Source organism: Bacillus sp. C1 (assembly GCF_054570475.1).
Map to the genome: position 1 here is coordinate 73,454 of NZ_JBTMZT010000008.1, position 21,929 is coordinate 95,382.

Consider the following 21,929-nt stretch of genomic DNA (forward strand, 5'->3'; position numbering starts at 1 on the left):
TAATATGAAATTACTAAAATATAAAACTATTTTTATGTGCTTATTATGTAATGTATGTATTTTCTTTCTACTAGCCCCGAAAGTATCCGCAGAAAAAGATGTTAAGAACAAGATAGACAATTATGTAGAAACTTTTTTAGAAGAACAGGAAGTTCCTGGTGCCTCTATTGCCATTGTTCATGAAAATGATGTGTTTTATTCCAACGCATGGGGTGTAACGGGAGAGAATAAGGAAAAAGTAACTACTAAAACGCCATTTACTATAGGATCGATAAGTAAATCATTAACAGGTTTAGCAATAATGAAATTAAGTGAAGAAGGTATGATTCACCTAGAAGATCCAGTGCAAAAGTATATTCCATGGTTTACACTTCAAGATAAAGAAGCAGCTTCCAAAATCACAATAAAACAGTTACTTACCCATTCAAGTGGAATGAGTACGTATGTGGGTTTAGCAATTTCAGACAAAGGAGATAAAGGTTTTCGTGCAATAAAGGAGAACGTAAAAAGTTTATCCAACGTTAAGCTTACTGCTTTACCAGGAGAAAAACATCAATATAGCAATGCAAATTTCTTAATTCTTGGTGCTGTTATGGAAGAACTTACGAATCAAACGTATTCTGAATATATGGAGCAACAAGTTTTTGCGCCTTTAGGAATGGAACATGCAGCAGCAAACAATGACGCATCTTATAAAAATGGTTATGTGGCGGGCTATCAGTCATGGTTTGGAACGCCTCGGAAAAGTTTGGTAACGTATGACAATGGCGGGGCACCATATGGGTACATAACGGCCAGTGCAGAAGATATGGTTCAATACATAAAATTACTTAGTCAACAAGAGAATGAAACGTTTTTAACTAAAGAAACAATGAATCTTTATACTTCGCCGTATGTTCAAACGGGTGCAAATCGCTACTATGGATTAGGAATCAGAATCACAAATCCAAATTCTGATGAAAAAATGATATGGCATTCAGGTTCCACGCCTGATTCACATGCAGAAGTATTCTTTATACCGAAAACGGGCTGGGGCGGAGTCATTCTTACGAATAAAAATCATATTTTTGAAGAAGAGGCACTCTTGCACTTGAAACAAGGGATTATCAATATAGTAAACGGAGAGGAACCAAGTGATATCCCTTCTAATATTCCAATTGTGCAACTCGTTATAATGTGGATCATCTGCTTACTGCTTATCATATTCGTTTATGTGATAGTAAAGCTGAAATCGAGGAAAGTGCTTAGAAAAAGTGTTTGGTTCATGCTTGGTAGTATTTTTTTATTCTTATCTGTTGTGATCATTCCGGGACTCATTCATAGTACGGGTTCCCCGTGGCATGCGATTTATGTTTTTGCCCCTGATGTAGCTTATTTAGTAACTGGGGTCGTTATTCTTTTGGCCCTTAATGGATTCCTGTTTATTAGTATTGCTTGTAAACATAAAGTTCCTAATCATTTTAGTAGTTAAAAGGTTGCTTTCTTAATTGTAAATTTATAGTATATTAATTATATTATAAAATTTTAATCGATGATATAGTCGCAAGCTAATGTTCTTGAATGGTAGATAGATAGGGATAATGTGAAGTGGAAACCGTTTGTAGTGATTACATATTAAAGGTTCATCACTGAAACAAGGGGATGATTTTTTATAAATGAATCAATGTTAATACACGGAACGGAGAGTGGCGACTCCTGCGGGAATAGCGAGGGAAGTGAGACCCCGCAGGCTTGCCGAGGAGGCTCACTCTCGCCCGCGGAAAGCGTCCACTCGGAGTGGAGTGTAACATCTATCCACATGTCCCCCCCATCTTTTGGTATGAACTATAGTAAACAACATAAAGGTGGTATAGGATAATGGATCTTACTTTCAAACTAGACAAAACATGTTTTAATTACCGAGTTGGCGCAATATGTAAACATGATAATAAAATGTTAATGCTTCAAGATGAAGGTGAAGACTTTTGGTATGTACCAGGTGGGCGAGTGCAGATGCTAGAAAGCAGTGAAGTAGCTGTGAAAAGAGAATTAAAAGAAGAGTTAGGAGTAAATATTGATGTGAAAAGGCTCTTATGGACAGTTGAAAATTTCTTTACATATGATGAACATGAGTTTCATGAAATTAGTTGCTATTATGAAGTAGAGTTACATGAACTACCAGGAGAAGGTGAAGACTCCTTTGTATTTGAAGAAGATGGTAGAAGATATATATTCCAATGGGTGCCACTAGAGCAAGTAGGTGCTTATAATTTGAAACCTGATTTCTTAAAAAATAAAGTTAATGATCTGCCACTGTACCCGGAGCATATCATTAAGAGTGAATAAGTACAGCATAATTCCGCACTAATGATCTTGATAAACAAACAAAAAGAAAGAGTTTGTTTTGAAAAAACTGTAATCAAAACAAGCTCTTAATCTATTCTTTTATAAAAAAGTTTGATCATTTCCGTGATACTTCCCCCATTATAGTGTCAGATTGTTGGAAAAAATCATAACCATTTTCCCTCTGCAACAATAAAAATACGACCACCTATTTCGATTGAAAAATTCCCATTCATTTTTTCTGCTTTAACTTTCAATAGTGATGGTCTCCCTATGTAGTATCCTTGTTCGACACTATAATTTACTTTATTTTTATTAAAAAAGTTGTATTCCAATAAATAACCTGCTAAATTTCCATTCGCACTACCAGTTGCAGGGTCTTCTAGGTGACCTGATGTAAACATAAAAACTCTTGCATGTATATCATTTTTAGAATGTATTGTTTCTGTTGTAAAAACAAGAAGATTAGCATTTCCTACCTTCTTTAAAATTTCATTATATAGATCATGGTTTACTTGACATCGATTAACTGCATTCAAAGTCTTCAAATGCACAATAATGCTTGGGAAACCCGTTGAGACTACTTGAATTGGATAGGTGTTATGTATATCTTCCATACTAATTTGTAGCGTCTCGGCAATTGTTTCAATAGCAATTTCCGTTCCGAAAACAGGTTGATTTTGTTTCATCCAAACATATTGCTCTTCAAATACTACCGGAATTTGCCCAACTGTAAGATTTAATTTAATTTCAGCAGATCGATTATCTTGATACAAGTGTTGAATGATATAAGCAGTGCCAATCGTAGGATGTCCTGCAAATGGCATTTCTGAGTCGGGGGTAAAAATTTTCACATCATACCCACCGTTCTCTTGTAAACCTGACATAATAAAGGTTGTCTCTGAAAAATTGATTTCTTTTGCAATAGCTTGCATTTCCTCTTGTTTTATATTTCCATCAGGAATACAAACTGCTAATTGATTTCCTTCATATTTGTTTTCTGCAAAAACATCAACGATATAATATCTCATGTAAAAAGCCTCCTTTTCTGCTTATCATTTCGGTTCTCTTATTCAACATTCCTGCCTCCGATAGTCTATGTGTTTCTGTTGGATAAAAGGATAAAAATGTTCATAATCCGTTCAAAATGTACAAAGAAATAATATGAAATATTGCATTTTATATTGTTTTATAAAGATAATATGTTATTTTCTAGTTTGGAATATACAACTAGGGAGGATTTAACATGAAAAAGAATACAAAGTGTAATCCGATCATACTCGGCATGAGCAGCTTAGTATTATCATTAGGTGGGTTACAGACAGAAGTTTTTGCAGCAGAGAAAACATCTCATCATGTATTGCAAATGAAGCCAGTAGGGATAGAGGTTTCCAAAGATGAGATTGTGCATGCTACAAAGGCTGATGAAACATTATCATTTGAACAACGTTTAAAGGTGGGGGATTTTTCACAACGTCCAGCTCCAGTTGCAGAGCGTACGGCATCAAAAAAGTTGCAGGAAAGTTATTCACTGGAAGAGCTTAATAAAATGAGTGATCACGAACTGATTGATACACTAGCCAATATTCGCTGGGATCAAATTACTGATTTATTCCAATTTAATGAAGGTACGAAAGCTTTTTATCAAAATAAGGGTCACATGAAAGTGATGATTGATGAACTAGAACGAAGAGGGCGTACCTTTACGGCAGAAGATGACAAGGGAATTGATACGTTTATTGAAGTGTTACGTTCTGCTTTCTATGTTGGATATTATAATAAGGAACTTAGTTATTTAAATGAAAGAAGCTTTCATGATACATGTTTACCTGCATTAAAAGCAATGGCGAAAAATCCGAACTTTAAACTCGGTACATCGGAGCAAGATAAAGTGATATCTGCTTATGGAAAGTTAATTAGTAATGCTTCTAGTGATGTTGAAACAGTGCAGTATGCAGCAAATATTTTAAAACAGTATAATGATAACTTTTCTACGTATGTAAATGATCGTACGAAGGGACAAGCTGTGTATGATCTTATGCAAGGTATTGATTATGACATGCAGTCTTATTTATATGATACAAGTAAAGAAGCGAATGCTACGATGTGGTTTGGAAAAATTGATCGTTTCATAAATGAGGTTAGTAGAATTGCGCTTATAGGTAATGTAACAACGGAGAATAGTTGGTTAATTAATAATGGTATTTACTATGCTGGGCGTCTAGGGAAGTTTCATAGTAATTCAAATAAAGGGTTAGAATTGGTAACAAAGGCGATGCATATGTATCCACGCTTAAGTGAAGCTTACTTTGGTGCAGTGGAGCAAATAACAACAAATTATGGCGGAAAAGATTATAGTGGAAATAAAGTAGATTTACAACAAATACGTGAGGATGGAAAGAAAAAATATTTACCGAAAACCTATACATTTGACGATGGGGCTATCGTATTTAAAACAGGTGATCAAGTTACAGAAGAAAAAATTAAAAGACTGTACTGGGCAGCGAAAGAAGTGCAGGCTCAATATCATCGTGTAATTGGCAATGATCAAGCACTTGAACAAGGGAATGCTGATGATGTACTTACGGTAGTAATTTACAATACGCCAGAAGAGTATCAATTAAATCGCCAACTTTATGGATATGAAACAAACAATGGTGGCATTTATATTGAAGAGAAAGGAACGTTCTTTACATATGAGCGAACGCCAGAGCAGAGTATTTATAGTTTAGAAGAGCTGTTCCGTCACGAATTTACGCATTATTTACAAGGAAGATATGAAGTTCCAGGATTGTTTGGAAGAGGAGATATGTATCAAAATGAACGATTAACTTGGTTCCAAGAAGGAAATGCTGAGTTTTTTGCAGGATCGACACGTACAAATAATGTCGTTCCGCGTAAGAGTATTATTAGTGGTTTAGCACCTGATCCAGAGAGCCGCTATACAGCAAAGCAAACACTATTTGCAAAGTATGGTTCATGGGATTTTTATAATTATTCCTTCGCTTTGCAATCGTATTTATACAATCGTCAATTTGATACGTTCGATAAAATTCAAGATTTCATTCGGGCAAATGATGTAAAAAATTATGATGCGTATCGTGAAAAATTAAGTAAGGATACAGAGTTGAATAAAGAATATCAATCGTATATGCAACAACTGATTGACAATCAAGAGAAGTATAACGTACCACAGGTATCGGATGACTATTTAATAAAACATGCACCGAAACCTTTAACAGAAGTTAAGAAAGAAATTACCGAAGCTTTACATGTTCAAGATGCAAAAATTACAAAGCACAACTCACAATTCTTTCATACATTTGCATTGAAAGGCACATACACAGGTGGTGTAACAAAAGGCGAATCTGAAGATTGGAAAGCGATGAGCAAGCAAGTCAATCAAGCTTTGGAACAGTTATCTCAAAACGAGTGGAGTGGCTATAAAACAGTTACAGCCCATTTTGTTAACTATCGTGTAAATGCAGCAAATCAGTTCCAATATGATATTGTGTTCCATGGTGTTGCGACAGATGAAGCGAAGGAGCAAACATCTAAAGTAAGTATAAATATAAACGGTCCATATAGTGGGAAGCAAAAGGAACATATACAGTTTAAGAGTGAGGGAACTGAGAGTAAAGGTGGAAGTATTATTTCGTATCTTTGGGATTTCGGTGATGGTGCAGTAAGTACAGAAGTGAATCCTATTCATGCATATGAAAAAGAAGGAACATATACAGTAGGGTTAACAGTGAAAGATAATAATGGAATAGAAAATAAAATAAAAACTAAAGTGACTGTAAACAAAGAGGCACAGCAAGAGACAGGAGCTGAAAAAGAAAAGAATCTCTCTTTTAATACGCTCGTAAAAGGAAGTTTAATAGGATCTCATGATACAGATGTTTATACATTTGAGATTACATCTCCAAAAGAAATAGACATTTCTGTTATAAATGAGCAGCAAATTGGAATGACATGGGTACTTCACCATGAATCAGATAAGCAAAATTATGTTTCTTATGGTCAAGATGATGGCAATGTAGTGAAAGGGAAATATAAAGCGAAACCTGGAAAGTACTATTTGTATGTATATAAATTTGATAATGAAAATGGAGATTATGTATTATCAGTAAAATAAATTCATTGTTGGACAAAATATAGAGAGGCCTATAGATTGGAATAGTTTTTTAGTAATTGCTACGAGATAGGATCATTTTTGATATATACTACGGCGCGAAGTCTTTGTAAAAACAATGATATCCCTAAATATGGAATTATAGTATAATTGTAGTATAGAAGAGAAGCACAAGCATAATGGGGGATCCGCTATGATTACATTGGAGCAAAAGCTAGGGCAGTATACACACATATATGCACAATTGAAAGACAAACTAAAGTGGCAAACAAGTGATTCCCGGACAGGGATGATGATCGCGGCTATGTATGCAGGAAGTGATAAGCCATTTCATCTTGGGCGTTTTTTAGAGATTAGTAGCTATATTAAGGATCAAGTAGGGATGTTTTCATATTTAAAGTCTTATCATCGTTTTGTCGTTGCAGCGACATTAGATATTCACTTTACACATTATAAGAAAGCATTTCAGCAGTTTCTAGATTTATATGAACGATTGGTTGCTGGTGGCTTTAGCCGAAGTATATTCACTTATTTAGCAGCAGCAGCGCTTTTACCAGAAGAAAACGGACAATATGAAACACGTATTCAGCGGTCAATGCAAGTATATAAACGCATGAAAGAAGATCACTTCTTCCTTACAAGTACAGATGATTACCCGCTCGCTGTTTTATTAGCAGGACAACAAGAGAAAGTAGAAACACTTATGGATCGAGTGGAACGTCTCTATCGCAAGCTGGCAGCAGCTGGTTTTTATAAAGGGAATAATCTTCAATTTCTCAGTCATATTTTGTCTCTAAATAAAGATATGAGTGAAGATATATTAGTAGCACGCTGCAAAAATATATGGCATTTGCTGAAGCGAGAAAAGGTCAAAGTAAAACAGATGCATTACCCGGCTGTTGGGTTGTTGGCACTTTTTGAAGATGGAGAGAAAGAGGTTGCTTCTGTGCGAGCATTCATTGAGAAATTGCAAGGGGACAAGCTATTCCGTTGGCATACGGATACGAATATTTTAATTGCGATCCAACTGTTCGTAAGTCAAAAAGGTGCGGAAAGCCATGCTGCTAGCACAGGATTGCAAACGATGATAGAGGTGCTCGTGCAGGCGCAGCAGGCAGCTATGATAGCAGCAATTACTGCTTCCTCTGCAGCGGCTACCGCAAGTAGTAGTTCGTAATATGCAATTTACTGCATGAAGGAAAGTATATCGTCGCTATAGGTAAGCTTTTTTAACACGTTACCAGATCAGCACTCATTTTAACATGATAGCCCCCGCAATTACGAAAAGTTGCGGGGGCTATATTTAGTTGTTTTTAATATGCCCGAAGAACATGCAGTAAATAATCTTTCCGATTGAGTGGATTATAATCGACTCGTTTTCGCGTTGGAAAATTTGATTCGAGCTTATTATATCCGCACGGTCTAGCGAGAAAGACACCTTCACCTTCAGTAAAAGAATGGAGGCTACGCTTGAAAGTTTCCGTGTTGGCTACCGGTAATGTTCCCGTTAAGTGAAAGGAAACGTTATGCAATACAGGTTCTTTAAATGTAGCGTGTATGGCTGATAGCTTATACATTGCGGCGCTAATTGAACTTGTCGGTACGGTCAATTCAAATTCATTTACTGGTTCATAAACGGTTGTGCCAGCTTTTTTTAACGCATCCATCAATACGAGAGGTGTTAGCTTTCTGAAATCACCTGCTGTCGTAACTGGACTTGCATAGCCCGTATGAGTTAAAGTTACGACAATATCAGTGACTTCCCATCCATATAATCCTTGTTGTAACGTTTGGAAGACAGTGTCTTCTATTGCTTTATGAAAGGCTAAAGGCAATGAACCAAGTTCAACATCTAAATCGTATGTGATGCCAGATTTCGGAGCACCAGGTTCGATTTTAAAGCCAATTGTTGCATAGAAAGGGTTATCTGTTTCTCCCATTATTTCTAATGCATTTCCGATTCCAACTGGCTTTTCTACACATATAATTCTTGTATCCGAAAAAGAAACATTTAAATTATATTTTTCCTGTAGAGTTGTTTCAATCACCTCTTTTTGCACTTCACCAAAAAGTCTGATATAAATCTCATGATGAATATCGTCTTTCATTACTTTTATGAGCGGATCTTCCTCAGATAGTTCCACAAGCGCCTGATATAGGGCATGATTTTTCTCTTTTGGCCACGCTTCAATTGTTGATTCCATTTGAGGTTCGGCAAAGTGAATTTCTTTTCTTTTATTTGCCGATTCGCCGATTATATCTCCAATTTGAATATCGTTAAGCCCCCATACTTTACAAATTTCTCCCGTACTAGCAAGAGGGGAGTGGATCGTGCTACCGTTACGGAATATATGAAGCTTTTTAATTTTTCCCTTGTGCGCTAGAGATGTTGAATTACTTTGTTTTCTGGTGATATTAATATATTTTCTAACGTGTATACATCCAGAGAATAGCCGAACATAAGCAATTTTTTCGCCAGAAGCTTCTCTTTCTATTTTGAAAACAATCCCGGATAATATAGTATTGTCATAATCATTTTGAGGGATCATTACAGAAATATTTTCGAGTAACTCATTGACTCCAATTCCTGTCATTGCTGAGCCAAATAAGATTGGGTACATAGTTGCATGCTGAATTTGATCTAGCAATTCATTTTTTAAAGTAGCTTTTGTGAATACGGCGCCATCTACATAAGACTTAAGTAAAGATTCATTATGTGATGCCAATAATTCTACACATTCGTCATAATACAATTCATTTATAGTAGCGTTTAATTCGTTATACATGATAGATGCATGTTTTGTTCCTTCATCCTTTACTGTATAAAGAGGAAGAGCGGAATTTGTAAGCATTCCTTTTATTTGTTGAATCACTTTCAGTGTATGAGCACCACTACGATCAATTTTATTCACAAACAGTATCGTTGGAATACGAAGTTTTTGCAGTGTTTTCATTAAAATTTTCGTTTGGGCTTGAATGCCTTCTACTGCAGAAATGACTAAAATGGCTCCATCAAGAACGCCGAAAGATCGTTCTACTTCAGCAATGAAATCAGCATGACCGGGTGTATCAATTATGTTTACTTTTAGATCATTGATACAAAATGAAATGACAGATGCTTTAATGGTAATTCCGCGCTGTTTTTCTAACTCCATCGAATCGGTTTGCGTACTTCCTTTATCTACTTGACCAATCTCCTGAATGACATTTGTTTCATAAAGAATACGCTCAGTCAAACTCGTCTTTCCAGCGTCTACATGCGCTACAATCCCTATATTTATTGTTTTCATATATTAAAATCCTCATTTCGTTTTTCATGTTTATTTCCTCATTTCGTTTCGTAATAAATTGCCGCATTACAATCACTCTCCAGTCTTTTATAATGTTCTTATTATAGGATAATTCACATTATTTTCAAAGTGATAAATCTCCTTGTTTTTGGAAAAATAAGGAGGGATGTAAAAATATAAAACAAAATGATTGCATTTCAAATTAGTATCGGTTATATTATTTGATGTATCAATAATTGATATGTCAAATGTTTTAAAATCCTTGGTAAAGGGGGGACATAGGATGACAAATTCATGCTCAAAAGAAGCAATTATTTTATATAAACTACACTTCCTCAATAAAGAAGTGAGCTCAAAGTTTGAAGGGTGTACAGGTATGAGTCAATCTAGGCTTGAGCTTATCCTTCAGTTATATGAAGTAGATGAAATTAGCCAAAAGGCACTTCAACAAGAAGTGAATATTGATAACGCGGCGATTACGCGGCATTTAAAGCAACTTGAAGCAAATGGAATGATTACAAGACGTAAAAATCCAGATGATAACAGGATCACTTTAGTTTCTCTTACGACAGATGGACGAGATAAAATTCATGCGTTTCAAGAGGAAAAAGAACGTTTTGCAGCTTCTGCACTAAAAGGGTTAAGTGAGGAAGAACGCGACAATCTTTTAAATATGTTAAACCACATTCAAGAAAATATAAAAGAAGTTTAAAAAGGGAGAGTACATCTATGACTAACTTACAACAAACAAATGACTTTACAGAAATTTTGACAGGACGTCGTTCGATTCGTAAATATGATCCATCTGTAAAAATTAGTAAAGAGGAAATGACAGAAATCCTTACAGAGGCAACGCTTGCACCATCTTCTGTTAATATGCAGCCTTGGCGTTTTCTTGTAATTGATAGTGAAGAAGGGAAAGCAACACTTGCGCCGCTTGCGAAATTTAACCAACTTCAAGTAGAAACATCTTCCGCAATGATTGCTTTATTTGGAGATTTACAAAACTTTAATCATGCAGAAGAAATTTATGGCACAGCAGTTGAACGTGGATTTATGCCAGCTGAAGTGAAAGAAGATCAAATGCAAAAGCTTTCTGCTTATTTCTCTACCGTTTCTCAAGAGGTAATGAAAGATACTGTATTAATTGATGGAGGACTTGCTGCGATGCAATTTATGCTATCAGCTCGTGCTCACGGATATGATACATGCCCAATTGGTGGGTTTGAGAAAGATAAAATCGCTGAAGCATTTGGATTAGATAAAGACCGTTATGTACCAGTTATGCTTATTTCAATTGGAAAAGCAGCTGATAGTGGATATCAATCTGTTCGTTTGCCAATTGATAAAATTGCCGAGTGGAAGTAATTTTATAGAGAAAAATTGTTATTTTTGTAGAGATGAGAGGAGAAACAACATGATTATTATTCACGCAGAATTTCAAGTAAATCCAGTAAAAGAAGCAGCATTTTTAGAAGAAATTAGACCGTTAATTCAAGGATCAAGAGAAGAAAATGGAAATGTATCATATAACTTATATAAAGATACTGAAAAAGAAAGTGTCTTTACAATGGTTGAAATTTGGGAAACTGAAGAAGCAGTTGCTAGTCATAATAAGAGTGAGCATTTTACTTCTTTCGTGGCGCAAGCAAATCAATATTTAACTGCACCTTTAAATATTAAGGTGTATGCTGGGCAACAAGTAAAATAATCAATACCCCCTTGGTTACTCTACCATAGAGTTGCGGAGGGGGTATTTATTTCTTCTTTTTCAATGTTTTTTCTTCAGCTAAATCCACGATCTGCGCTTAAGTAAAGCGAGATAGTCCAGCTATAATTTTTTATCGTTTCATATTGTTTTGCTTGTAAACTTTGCATTTTAGCAGAGGCCTTCCAATGAATATTTCGAAAAGATTCCCGCTCATATTTCTTAATACCAACAATGGAAGATTCATCGTGAAAATAAGAAAAGTTTGTTCGATAGTCTCCGATTACTAGTTGGTGTATCTCTTGTAAACCAGTGACATGTGGATACACAATAATTTCTGTATGCAATTTATCTATAGTGGGTAAATGGACTGGAATCATATGAAAGGGATCACCAAGTATACATTTAAATTGTTCGACTTTAACAGTACCTCCAACAGAAGTCCTATTCCTCAAGCGCGTACAGGATATAGTCCAAATGATTTATTCAGAAAGTTAACGCAATAATATTTTTGTATAGAATAATTTCATTTTCAGTTGTATTTATTTGGAATACAATATACAATATCGATATACGATGTATCGTGAGCCGATATATCATATATCGATGTATCGGAGGTAGTTATAATGAGTGGAAAAGCACAAAAATATATTCCATTAACAGAGGCAACGTATTACATTTTGTTGTCTTTAGTGAAGCCTTTGCATGGTTATGGGATTATGCAGATGGTAGAAGAAATGACAAATGGGGAAGTAAAGCTTGGGCCTGGCACGTTATATGGAAATACAACAAAATTATTGAAGGAAAAACTCATTGTTGAAGTAGCATCTACAGATAGAAAGAAATGTTATGAGTTAACTCCGTTTGGGAGAGAAGTGCTGGAACTTGAATTTAAAAGGTTACAACGTTCTGTTCAAAATGGAACAAGTATTTTAAGGGTGGGAATGTAGGATGGAAATAAAAAAGAAATTTAAGTTTTTTGCGGTGTGGAGTCTAGAAAAAGAAGAAGCTTTTTTAAGAAAAATGCATCAAGAAGGCTGGGCATTGCAGAATTATAACTTTATGTATACGTTTAAGAAAACCGAACCGAAGGATGTTGTTTATAAAGCAGATTTTAAACTTGATTATCGTAATTCGTTAGCAAAGCAAAAAGAATATTTGGAAATATATGAGATGTCCGGTTGGAAGTATGTAACAAGTTTTACGAAATGGCATTATTTTTGTAAAGAAGTAGGAGAGGATAATGAGTTACCTGATATTTATTCAGAAAAAGAAACAAAGATTGAAAAACTTAGGGACCTATTTAGATTTTTGGGAGTTCTCTTTTTGATGGTTATTCCAGGCATATCTTTTAGTACTTTAGATCCTCAAGTTCCAATGTTGCTAAAAGGCGTAGCAGGATTTGTTGCTTGTATGTATATGTACATATTTGTAAGGTTATTTTGGCAAATTAGGAAGTTGAAAAACGAGATTTTTTAAAAATGCAGTAAGGGGATTGTTGAGATGATCATTTTGACCATATTGTTTATATATTTAATTTTAGGTGAGGGGATTTTTGGTAAGCTTTTATATACTAGATTGACAGAAAATATACAAATAAATCGAAATGCGCGCGTTTTGTTTTATATGAGGACAATGATTTTAATGTGGGGATTAACGATCATTATGCTAGTCACAACATATTTGATGGGTATTTCATTTACAGAATATGGGCTAAAATTACCTAATGTAAACTTTGAAAGTATGAATGATTTGGAAAAAATCGCAATTTCAGTACTCATAGGAGCGTGTATGAGTATGATAATTCAATTTATTGCTATGAAGAAAAGTGGGGATTTTCAAAGACATATTGAAAAACAAATGAGCAGCGTTTCAGAAATGCTGCCGACTAATTACCGAGAATCGCTACTTTGGATTTTAATTTGTATGACAGCAGGTATTACAGAAGAGTTGCTATTCCGTTCTTTCATGATGTATTACTTGGCACAATTGTTTCCTTGGCTATCGACAATGGGTGTATTAATGGTTTCTTCTATTATTTTTGGTGTAGCACATATTTATCAAGGCTGGAAAGGTGTAGTTGGAACAATGTTTCTAGGATTCTTATTGGGCTGGTTGTATATAACGATAGGATCTATTTATCCATCTATGCTACTACATATTATCATTGATTTGCTTGTACTCGTTCGATTATTTATATTAAAAGGGAAAGTGATTTTTCAAAGCGTTTAAAGAATAAAAATGAAACAGTTGCTTGAAAAACAAGCAACTGTTTTCATGAGAATGATTGATTTTGCGCAGGTTTAATAAATTGTTCTGGATTTTCAACAAGCCCACATACAGCACACTGGACGCGGTATGTAGGACCTTGATAGGCCATATGAAAAGCATTCAATGTTTCGTTTGAATATTCTTCTTCTACTTGACCCGTTTGTGGATTTAACTTGACTGGTTTTACTTGTTGCTCAAGAATATTAAAGCGAGAACGATTGGTTTTACAACTTGGACAAAGCATTGGTTCCATATGTATACACCTCCATTGATAGCATTTCTTGCATAGAGGGAATTTATGCAAAGATAATAGGATGTTATAGAAATTAGATAATGTTTGTACAATTGTTATGGAAAACTTTCTCAATATGAATCGCCAATTCTTATGTTTAAATTTCAGAAAAAATAAAATATAATCAAAGTATGAACTGGTTATGTCCAAACCAATCTCCTGTTTTATGCCAATATGTTTAAGGCCGAGAAATCGGCCTTCTTTTTTGTTTAACAAGGTTTTTCTTATTATTTGTCGAAATTTTAGATATAGGTTTGAGAGGGGGAAGAACCGTGAAATTAAAAATGAAATACATGATTTTGTATGTAGAGAAATATGATGAATGTCTTCGATTTTATAAAGATATTTTACGCCTGCCAATAAAGGGTGAACATGGTACATACATTGAATTTGATACTGGAGCAACGATTTTAGCATTGAATAGTAAAGAAGACGTCCGGGAGTTAACAGGATTATCTATTCCAAATGGTGCATTAGAATCTTCTAATTTTGAACTTGGATTTGTTGCGGAAGATGTGAACGAAACGATTTCAAAATTAAGAGAACAAGGTGTAAGAGTATTGGTGGAGCCAATCACGAAACCATGGGGACAGACGATTGCTTATGTTGCTGATCCAGATGGGAATTATATTGAAATTTGTAGTTCATTAGAGTAGAAGGAGAAAAAAGAATGGAATTTCCAATCCTAGAAACAGATCGACTAAAATTACGAGAACTCACGTTATTAGACGCTGAAATAATGTTTCATTATTTTGAAAAAGAATCCGTTATCCGCTATTTTGGTATGGACTCTTTTCAAAATATGAAACAGGTGAAACATACGATTCAGGCATTTCGAAAAAAATATGAGGAAGGGAGCGTCATTCGCTGGGGGATTGAGCTAAAAGGAACTGATCAATTAATTGGTACATGTGGTTTCCACTTAATAAACCAAAATCATAACCGAGCAGAGATTGGTTATGAATTAGATGATACATATTGGGGAAAGGGTTATGCATCTGAGGCGTTGCAAGCTATTCTTACATACGGATTTGAAAAGCTAGGGCTAATACGAATCGCAGCAGTTGTTTATACGGAAAATGAAGCTTCACATCGATTACTGAAAAGAGCTGGTTTTCAGGAAGAAGGATTACTTCGAAAATATATGCTGCAAAATGGTATAGCTCATGATACTGTGATCTATTCTTTATTAGAAGAAGAGTGGCAAAACTAATGAATATAAATAACTTAATAAAGGTGATTACTGAAAATACAAGTAATCGGTTTGTTATAGGGGTAGATGGTCTGAGTCGTTCAGGGAAAACAACATTCGTGAAGCGGCTAGAAGGTGAATTAAAACAAAAAAGTATTCCGTTTCATATTTTTCATATTGATGACCATATTGCGGAGCGTGATAAGCGTTATTTCGCGAAAGTGAGGAGACACAAAAACATCGTTCGAAATTTGAACGGAGATATTGGAAAGCGGAAGATTTTTATTTAAAAACAGAATGTCCAAAGCAACAAGCTGATTTGATTACGAATTGTACTTAAGTGGCTAGACATGATTAACAAAGGCTGATTTTATACAAAATCAGCCTTTGTTAAGGTTAGTCATTATTTAACTCAGTTATTTTACTTACTAAGCTCTCTTTGAGCTCCCATATAGCTTCCAATGATATTTTGATAACTTGGAAGATGTTTTGCTAGCAAGGCACCGAAGCCTTCGACGTCATTGCGCCAGTCGCGCTGTAATTCAGCTGCAACGCTAAACCAGTTCATTAATTGGACTCCTCCATGAGCCATACGCATAAGGGCAGCATCGGCAACTTGTTTACTAAACGTTCCTGATGCATCGGTTACAACGAACACCTCATATCCTGCGTTTATAGCAGATAATGCTGGGAACGCAACACAAACATCAGTCACAACTCCTGCGATAATGAGTTGCTTTTTACCTGTTGCTTCAATGGCTCTAACAAACTCTTCATTGTCCCATGCGTTAATTTGCCCAGGGCGAGCTATTTTTGGTGCATCAGGAAAAAGCTCAACCAATTCTTGCATAAGTGGGCCATTAGGTCCATCTTCAAAGCTTGTTGTTAAAATAACGGGTAAATCAAAAAACTTAGCGGTATTAGCAAGAGCTAACACATTGTTTTTGAATTCATCAACACCATAGTCACGTACTAGACTGGTAATAAGACCAGTTTGATGATCCACTAGAAGTACAGCAGCATCGTTTTTAGAAAGACGAGAATAGAGATCAGACATTTTGTAATCCTCCTTTTTAATTTAAACTTTATACTTTAAAAGGTATTTCATTTTCTGTAAATTGTAAATAATTTAAAAATATAGAAATATACGACTATTTATTCTGAATATTCAATTTAAATTCAACCATGTATATACTGATTAAGGAAAAAAGGGGGATCTATGCCCGGAATAAGATTGGAACGGGAGTAAACAAATAATAGTACTTAACCTATAGAAAAGGTGTATGGATTTTTTTGATCGATACGCCTTTTTTGTGCACGTTTAATGTATGGATGATTAAAAATTCTAAAAATATAGAAGGTTAAATTCTAAGTTTGTAGAATTTAATACATAACGAAATAAGGAGGGGAGAAAATGGAAGTATTTAATTTGGCAAGTAGACGAAGAGAGACATATGACGTTCAAATGAGGTATTCGTTACTTTTTGAATGTGCACTTGGAATTGCGGCGATTACACATAAACGACTCATTGATACGTTAGAGAAAGCAGAAAGAGAGTGGGAAGAGATACGAGAATCCTTTTCAAAGGAAATGCTAGAGCACTTACGTTTTGTGGAGAAACATAATACGTGGAAAGCATTGTTACAACTATTATACCAACAAGATTTTACAGATTTACCGGAGTTTATTCGATATATAAATGCAATACCAGAAGAGGATTTCAAGTATGTATGCCTTCCGTTTGTTGGCTATACATATCAAGAAAAAAGAAAGAAAGCAGCAAATGGAGAGATGGAAGCAGTACAAGAATTAAAAGAGATAACAAGTAATAATCCCTTTTTTCCTGATTATATAGATTTCATATGTAACGCGGATGTGCAGGTATTAAAACAACATTTGATCATTGTTATGACAGGTTGGTATGAAGCTGTCATTGAGCCTGAAATAGACAAGCTACTTGCGGCATTACAGAAAGATTATGAAACAAAGAATGAAATGAAAGAAAAGATGAAGCCGGAAGAATTTGTCGAATGGACAACAGGTGGTGTGACATATGTACCCGAGCCAAGTGTCCATCATGTTCTCCTTATCCCGCAATATACGTATCGGCCATGGAATATTGAGGCGGATATAGAAGATACAAAGGTGTTTCATTATCCAATCGCAAATGAAAGCCTGCACCCAGAAGATCCATATCAACCAAGCTATTTTCTTGTCCATAAACATAAAGCATTGGGGGATGAAGCGAGATTACGTATTGTTAAGTTATTATCCGAAAAAGATCGTACACTGCAGGAGATAACGGAGAAATTAAATATCGGGAAATCGACAATTCATCATCATTTGAAAATTTTACGATCAGCAAAATTAGTTGATATTCAATTTGCAAAGTATCGTTTGAAACGAAAAGCGTTAGAGGGAATATCGAAAGAATTGGAACTTTATTTAAAGCGATAATGAAGTACATGTAAAGTGAAGAAAATGGCTTTCATAGAACATGCTTAAGTAAGGAGAGATTATTAGAAAAGTTGGTGAAAGAGTGAAACATATATTAAAAAATCGGTCGTTTTTGTTTATGTGGATTGGTAGTGCAATTTCAGAACTAGGTGGTTCTTTTGGGACGTTATGTAATTCTATTCTTGTATATCAATTAACTGGATCGAAAACGGCGTTAGGAAGTATGTGGTTATTGTACCTGATTCCGTCACTTATTTTACAACTCATAATTGGACCTTTTATTGATAAGTGGAGCAGGAAGTGGATTATGATTTTATCGCAGTGGGCTCGTGGATTTGCTTTTTTATTTCCTCTTACCATGTTGATGACTGGCCATGTTGAAGTTTGGCACGTGTATGTAGTGCAAATTATAGTAGGGCTCATCACGCCTCTTTATGTACCGGCAAGTCAAGCAATTACACCAACAATTGTGAATAAGGAACAACTGCAAAGCGCTAATGCATATCTTGATGGAATGGCTCGGCTCATGATGTTTCTCGCTCCAGTATTAGGGGGCGTCATTATTAAAGTGGTAGGACTACAGTTCACTTTATTTTTTGTTTGTATGTTTCTTTTTATAAGCGGTGCATTGTTAGTATGTATTCAGGAACAACGGATGCAACAAGGAATTCGAAAAACATGGTTAGAACAGTTTCTTACAGGGGTCACATACTTTTTCAAACAACCGATTATTGTTTGGCTCGGGGTATTCCTTGCATTTGTCCAGTTTGGGGTAGGGGTAACGATGGTTACAAATCTACCATATATAACAGATGAGCTATCGGCAAGTTATGCTGAGTATGGTTACTTTATGGCAGGATTTCCATTAGGGTACATAGTTGGCTCTATGTTAGTAGGAAAAATAAAATATCAAAGTAGACGTGTATGGATGTTAGGGGCCTTATTAATAGGCGGATTGACGTATGTTGCGCTTAGTTTGAATGATAGTATCTTACTAGCTATTTTCATTGAAGTAATAGCTGGTATAAGTATGGCATTTTTCAATGTTCATAACACAACGATATGCCAACAAACCGTACCGAATGAAATGATAGGGAAAGTTTTTTCGGTAAGATTATTTTTAATTAGATCAGCCATGCCGCTTGGTGTACTTGCTGGAGGGATAGTAAGTGAAATCTGGGGCGTTAGGGTGTTATATTTCCTTATTGGTTCTCTTATCTGTGTAACTTCTTTAATAGGAATACTGCTCCCATATTTTAAATTTCTTGATGAAGCTATTCAAGAAAAATCAGCTTAAAACATTTTAATTGAAAGTAATTATCATAATCAATTATAATAAATGAATACGAATGTGATTTGTAAATAAAGGGAGTGGAATATATGTTTATCGAAACGAAAACAATTACAGTAAAAGAAGGAACTTCAGAACTTGTCGTGCAACGTTTTTCAGGTGAAGGCATTATTGAAAAATTTGAAGGGTTTATCGACTTAAGCGTTCTTGTTAAAAAGGCAAGAAGAGGGGACGAAGAAGTTGTAATCATGATTCGCTGGGAATCTGAAGAGGCATGGAAAAACTGGGAGACAAGTGAAGAACATTTAGCAGGACATCGAGCAAGCCGCGGTAAGCCAAAACCAGAACATATTTTGAAATCAGAGCATGCGGTCTATTATGTGAAGGCATCGAAGTCTGCATATCAGCAGTCTTAATTAGAAAAGGAAATAAAATGAGACTTCCGTTAGTGAATAAAATAACAAATGGAAGTGCCATGAAGTTTTTCGTCAATATTTTATCTATAATATATGAAAAGAGTACACCACTTGATATGTAGTGGTGTACTTTTTTATTTGGTTCTTTTCTGAAATATTGTTGCTATTAGAGATACGTTATTTTCAGAGCCAAAAGATGAGATTGCTAATATGGTTGGAGAAATTCGGGAAGTTCGTTTTAGCAATGATGTTGGAAGCTTGTAAGCAAGTGAATTTGATGACAACGGCAACATTACGGGCATAAAAAAAACAGTTGATTGAGAGCAACTGGTTCGATAAAGGTTTTATATTTGATATTCATTCAACCAAATTAATGCTTGTTCATAATTATCGAAAAATTTTACGGATTCTTTTGTATTGGATTGTTGTAAATAATTCATCATCTCCCCTTCTTCAAGGAGAACCGCAATTGCCTTACTGTGATTCAAAATGATTTCATTGAAGAACTTATCTTTTCATGCTTTTTGAACAGAAAAATGATCTGGCGTGTAACCTTTTCTATTCACTAACAATTTGTATTTCCGACCCTCGGAAATGAATTGCTGACAAACCTGCTCGAAGCCATTAAACCATTCATAAACATCATCTGTTTTAATCTTGCCAATTAGATGGGTAACAATTAAATCTCCTGAAACTGTTGTGCTGATATTCTGTTTACTCAACTTGGAATCATCTCCCTTAGTTACAATTATGCGTAAAAATCTCATAAAATCAATAAGGATAAAATTCTTACGCAATAAAGAAACATTATTTACGAAAAGAGTCTTTTATTTAGTTAGTACGTGTAAATGTTGAAACAAACACAAATAATACTAAACATGCGAGAAAGTCCTTTTTTGACGCAACCTTAAATAGGCGTTGCCAGTAGTTTGAAGAGCTATGCCTGAGAAAAATAGACATGAAATGATCATTCTATCCACATATACGGTGAATGTACATCCATCCAAATGATACAACCTGTCGCATGGTAATGCTAGATTCTATACAAGTATCTTGGAATTGTGATGACAAAACGCTTAAGTATAATTTTTTATAGAAAATGGAACAAAAGAAACTTTGATCTTGTCTATATAATGGAGTCAATGATAAAACATGAGGAAAGGTGTTTATGCTTATGCAAATAAGCTTGAGGTGTTGAGATGGAACATAAGGTTATTACAAATTGCAATCATGATGAAATTGATGATGTTATAAGAGAGCACTGGCAAGATGTATGGAATTATTCATTTATTATTACAAAAGACCCACATTTATCAGACGATATAACGCAAGATGTGTTTATAAAAGTATTTAAAAAGTGGGACTCATTTCGCAACGAGTCTTCTGTTAAAACGTGGTTATTAAAAATTACAAGGAATACAGCTTTAAATTATTTAAAGTCCTCCTATTTTAAGAGGATTTCTTTAGTAAGTTTCTTTCGAAATGATATGGAATATCCGTCAGCAGAAAAACAATTTCTTCAAAAAGAAACAATGAATGAAATTTGGGATAGTGTATTAAAATTACCACAAAAACATCGTGAAGTATTAATATTAGATGCAAAATATGAATTATCCTATGATGAAATTGCTGAAACATTAGGAGTGTCTATAGGAACGGTGAAATCTAGACTACACCGAGCTCGTACACGAGTTTCAAAAATAGTAGCGGAGGATGAATGATGAACAATGATAGAAAGCCGGATTGGTATAAAGAATTAAAAAGCGGACCAATGAAACAGCGGCAAGACGAAGATGAATTTATTTATAAAATAAAGCAATCTATATACCAAAATCAGGAGAGAGATTACCTGAAGTATAGACGACCACGTCGTATAAAGACACTCACTGTTGTAGTTGCTTTAGTTTTTACAGTTGTACTCTTTAATACGCAACAATTTTGGTTTGGAAAAAATGAACCACCTGTGCAAAGTAGCACCCAAATTGAAGTGAAGATGAAAGATGAATCTAATCAGGATCAATCACTAAAACAGTTTATGGATGAATTAAATCAATACACGAGCTTCAAAAATAAGAATGATGTATATAGCGTACTGGATGAAGAATTTGTTTTTAAGGGAGAACAATATAGTAAAAATGAATGGAAGTTTGATGATGGTATTTTTCACGATTTACAAGTAGCTCTTGCAATGGGGGGAGGATTTGTGAATGATACGAAAACGTTATATAAAATACCTGGTGGATTGGCAGAAAGTAATCAAACGAAGCAGGAACGTTATTTATACGCGACTGTTGTTGGTGAAAAAACGAAAATTTTAACTGAGCCAAAACAAGATTCACCCGTTGTATATCAAGTATCTAACGAAACTGTAAAAGCATGGATTCCGGAGAAAGTGAAGAATGATGGATATATAAAAATAACGACAATGAACGGTTATTATACAGGCTATGTGAAAGGGGACCATGTTTCAATAGATATTCAGTATTCTTTCATTTTTGAAAAACAAAATGATGGTATGTGGAAAATAAAGAGTATAGATTCTATATGGTAAAAG

Annotated in this window: 21 protein-coding genes and 3 pseudogenes; 18 read left to right on the forward strand and 6 right to left on the reverse strand. The window is 34.9% G+C overall.

Going from position 1 to position 21,929, the window contains the following annotated elements:
* Positions 1 to 4 precede the first annotated feature (4 nt).
* Together ACX5JI_RS19365 and ACX5JI_RS19370 are read left to right on the forward strand one after the other, a co-directional pair.
* Positions 5 to 1,471 carry a serine hydrolase gene (locus ACX5JI_RS19365; protein WP_459502660.1) on the forward strand — a complete coding sequence of 489 codons (1,467 nt, stop codon included), beginning with the start codon at positions 5 to 7 and terminating at the stop codon, positions 1,469 to 1,471.
* Positions 1,472 to 1,857: 386 nt separating this feature from the next.
* Positions 1,858 to 2,325 carry an NUDIX hydrolase gene (locus ACX5JI_RS19370; RefSeq protein WP_459502662.1) on the forward strand — a complete coding sequence of 156 codons (468 nt, stop codon included), beginning with the start codon at positions 1,858 to 1,860 and terminating at the stop codon, positions 2,323 to 2,325.
* Positions 2,326 to 2,489: 164 nt separating this feature from the next.
* Here the strand turns inward: ACX5JI_RS19370 and ACX5JI_RS19375 are convergent, their stop codons facing one another.
* Complete coding sequence (locus ACX5JI_RS19375; RefSeq protein ID WP_459502663.1) at positions 2,490 to 3,353, reverse strand: PhzF family phenazine biosynthesis protein; 864 nt, start codon at positions 3,351 to 3,353, stop codon at positions 2,490 to 2,492.
* A 215-nt stretch (positions 3,354 to 3,568) separates the two neighbouring features.
* Here ACX5JI_RS19375 and colA point away from each other — a divergent pair, with 215 nt between their 5' ends.
* Together colA and ACX5JI_RS19385 are read left to right on the forward strand one after the other, a co-directional pair.
* On the forward strand, positions 3,569 to 6,460 hold the full coding sequence (colA, locus tag ACX5JI_RS19380; RefSeq protein ID WP_459502664.1) for a collagenase ColA: 2,892 nt from the start codon (positions 3,569 to 3,571) through the stop codon (positions 6,458 to 6,460).
* A gap of 190 nt (positions 6,461 to 6,650) precedes the next feature.
* Positions 6,651 to 7,634 (forward strand): DUF4003 domain-containing protein, encoded by a 984-nt coding sequence (locus ACX5JI_RS19385; RefSeq protein ID WP_459502665.1) that lies wholly within the window; start codon positions 6,651 to 6,653, stop codon positions 7,632 to 7,634.
* A 136-nt stretch (positions 7,635 to 7,770) separates the two neighbouring features.
* On the opposite strand, the gene tet is transcribed toward ACX5JI_RS19385, so the two are convergent.
* Positions 7,771 to 9,747: a tetracycline resistance ribosomal protection protein gene (gene tet, locus ACX5JI_RS19390; protein ID WP_459502666.1), complete on the reverse strand. Its 1,977-nt coding sequence runs from the start codon at positions 9,745 to 9,747 to the stop codon at positions 7,771 to 7,773.
* 283 nt (positions 9,748 to 10,030) lie between these two features.
* Here tet and ACX5JI_RS19395 point away from each other — a divergent pair, with 283 nt between their 5' ends.
* Genes ACX5JI_RS19395 through ACX5JI_RS19405 form a run of 3 tightly spaced genes read left to right on the forward strand, consistent with a single transcriptional unit; the run spans position 10,031 to position 11,458 of the window.
* A complete protein-coding gene (locus ACX5JI_RS19395) occupies positions 10,031 to 10,459 on the forward strand; it encodes a MarR family winged helix-turn-helix transcriptional regulator (RefSeq protein ID WP_459502667.1) in 429 nt (142 codons plus the stop codon).
* Positions 10,460 to 10,476: 17 nt separating this feature from the next.
* The gene (locus ACX5JI_RS19400) at positions 10,477 to 11,115 is read left to right on the forward strand and encodes a nitroreductase family protein (protein WP_459502668.1); all 639 of its coding nucleotides are present in this window, start codon (positions 10,477 to 10,479) and stop codon (positions 11,113 to 11,115) included.
* 49 nt (positions 11,116 to 11,164) lie between these two features.
* Positions 11,165 to 11,458, forward strand: coding sequence for a putative quinol monooxygenase (locus tag ACX5JI_RS19405; protein WP_459502670.1), 294 nt, complete (start codon positions 11,165 to 11,167; stop codon positions 11,456 to 11,458).
* Between the two features lie 80 nt (positions 11,459 to 11,538).
* Here the strand turns inward: ACX5JI_RS19405 and ACX5JI_RS19410 are convergent.
* Positions 11,539 to 11,877, reverse strand: a pseudogene (locus ACX5JI_RS19410) (DUF58 domain-containing protein); the annotation flags it as partial.
* 204 nt (positions 11,878 to 12,081) lie between these two features.
* Here ACX5JI_RS19410 and ACX5JI_RS19415 point away from each other — a divergent pair.
* Genes ACX5JI_RS19415 through ACX5JI_RS19425 form a run of 3 tightly spaced genes read left to right on the forward strand, consistent with a single transcriptional unit; the run spans position 12,082 to position 13,687 of the window.
* The gene (locus tag ACX5JI_RS19415) at positions 12,082 to 12,405 is read left to right on the forward strand and encodes a PadR family transcriptional regulator (protein WP_459502672.1); all 324 of its coding nucleotides are present in this window, start codon (positions 12,082 to 12,084) and stop codon (positions 12,403 to 12,405) included.
* Position 12,406: 1 nt separating this feature from the next.
* Entirely contained in the window at positions 12,407 to 12,934 is a 528-nt protein-coding gene (locus ACX5JI_RS19420; protein WP_459502673.1) for a DUF2812 domain-containing protein, read from the forward strand.
* Between the two features lie 24 nt (positions 12,935 to 12,958).
* Positions 12,959 to 13,687: a CPBP family intramembrane glutamic endopeptidase gene (locus ACX5JI_RS19425; protein ID WP_459502674.1), complete on the forward strand. Its 729-nt coding sequence runs from the start codon at positions 12,959 to 12,961 to the stop codon at positions 13,685 to 13,687.
* A 43-nt stretch (positions 13,688 to 13,730) separates the two neighbouring features.
* Here ACX5JI_RS19425 and ACX5JI_RS19430 read toward each other — a convergent pair whose 3' ends face one another.
* Positions 13,731 to 13,979: a DNA alkylation repair protein gene (locus ACX5JI_RS19430; RefSeq protein ID WP_459502675.1), complete on the reverse strand. Its 249-nt coding sequence runs from the start codon at positions 13,977 to 13,979 to the stop codon at positions 13,731 to 13,733.
* Positions 13,980 to 14,290: 311 nt separating this feature from the next.
* Here ACX5JI_RS19430 and ACX5JI_RS19435 point away from each other — a divergent pair, with 311 nt between their 5' ends.
* The 3 genes and pseudogenes from ACX5JI_RS19435 to ACX5JI_RS19445 all read left to right on the forward strand — a co-directional run bounded on the left by ACX5JI_RS19435 (position 14,291) and on the right by ACX5JI_RS19445 (position 15,550).
* The gene (locus tag ACX5JI_RS19435) at positions 14,291 to 14,674 is read left to right on the forward strand and encodes a VOC family protein (RefSeq protein WP_459502676.1); all 384 of its coding nucleotides are present in this window, start codon (positions 14,291 to 14,293) and stop codon (positions 14,672 to 14,674) included.
* Positions 14,675 to 14,688: 14 nt separating this feature from the next.
* Positions 14,689 to 15,231 carry a GNAT family N-acetyltransferase gene (locus tag ACX5JI_RS19440; RefSeq protein ID WP_459502678.1) on the forward strand — a complete coding sequence of 181 codons (543 nt, stop codon included), beginning with the start codon at positions 14,689 to 14,691 and terminating at the stop codon, positions 15,229 to 15,231.
* Positions 15,231 to 15,550: pseudogene (locus tag ACX5JI_RS19445) on the forward strand (P-loop NTPase fold protein). The gene ACX5JI_RS19440 and the pseudogene ACX5JI_RS19445 overlap by 1 nt, the downstream one beginning before the upstream one ends.
* Before the next feature lie 81 nt (positions 15,551 to 15,631).
* Here ACX5JI_RS19445 and ycaC read toward each other — a convergent pair.
* A complete protein-coding gene (ycaC, locus tag ACX5JI_RS19450; RefSeq protein ID WP_459502680.1) occupies positions 15,632 to 16,267 on the reverse strand; it encodes an isochorismate family cysteine hydrolase YcaC in 636 nt (211 codons plus the stop codon).
* Between the two features lie 357 nt (positions 16,268 to 16,624).
* On the opposite strand from ycaC, the gene ACX5JI_RS19455 reads away from it, so the two are divergent.
* From ACX5JI_RS19455 to ACX5JI_RS19465, 3 genes are all read left to right on the forward strand, one after another.
* The gene (locus tag ACX5JI_RS19455) at positions 16,625 to 17,668 is read left to right on the forward strand and encodes an ArsR/SmtB family transcription factor (RefSeq protein WP_459502681.1); all 1,044 of its coding nucleotides are present in this window, start codon (positions 16,625 to 16,627) and stop codon (positions 17,666 to 17,668) included.
* A gap of 82 nt (positions 17,669 to 17,750) precedes the next feature.
* Positions 17,751 to 18,965 (forward strand): MFS transporter, encoded by a 1,215-nt coding sequence (locus tag ACX5JI_RS19460; RefSeq protein ID WP_459502682.1) that lies wholly within the window; start codon positions 17,751 to 17,753, stop codon positions 18,963 to 18,965.
* 83 nt (positions 18,966 to 19,048) lie between these two features.
* Positions 19,049 to 19,375, forward strand: a complete 327-nt coding sequence (locus ACX5JI_RS19465) for an antibiotic biosynthesis monooxygenase family protein (RefSeq protein WP_459502683.1) — start codon at positions 19,049 to 19,051, stop codon at positions 19,373 to 19,375.
* A gap of 344 nt (positions 19,376 to 19,719) precedes the next feature.
* Here the strand turns inward: ACX5JI_RS19465 and ACX5JI_RS19470 are convergent.
* Positions 19,720 to 20,142, reverse strand: a pseudogene (locus tag ACX5JI_RS19470) (STAS/SEC14 domain-containing protein).
* A 432-nt stretch (positions 20,143 to 20,574) separates the two neighbouring features.
* Here ACX5JI_RS19470 and ACX5JI_RS19475 point away from each other — a divergent pair.
* Together ACX5JI_RS19475 and ACX5JI_RS19480 are read left to right on the forward strand one after the other, a co-directional pair.
* Positions 20,575 to 21,096, forward strand: coding sequence for an RNA polymerase sigma factor (locus tag ACX5JI_RS19475; protein ID WP_459502684.1), 522 nt, complete (start codon positions 20,575 to 20,577; stop codon positions 21,094 to 21,096).
* Entirely contained in the window at positions 21,096 to 21,926 is an 831-nt protein-coding gene (locus ACX5JI_RS19480; protein WP_459502685.1) for an SH3 domain-containing protein, read from the forward strand. The genes ACX5JI_RS19475 and ACX5JI_RS19480 overlap by 1 nt, the downstream gene beginning before the upstream one ends.
* Positions 21,927 to 21,929 lie beyond the last annotated feature (3 nt).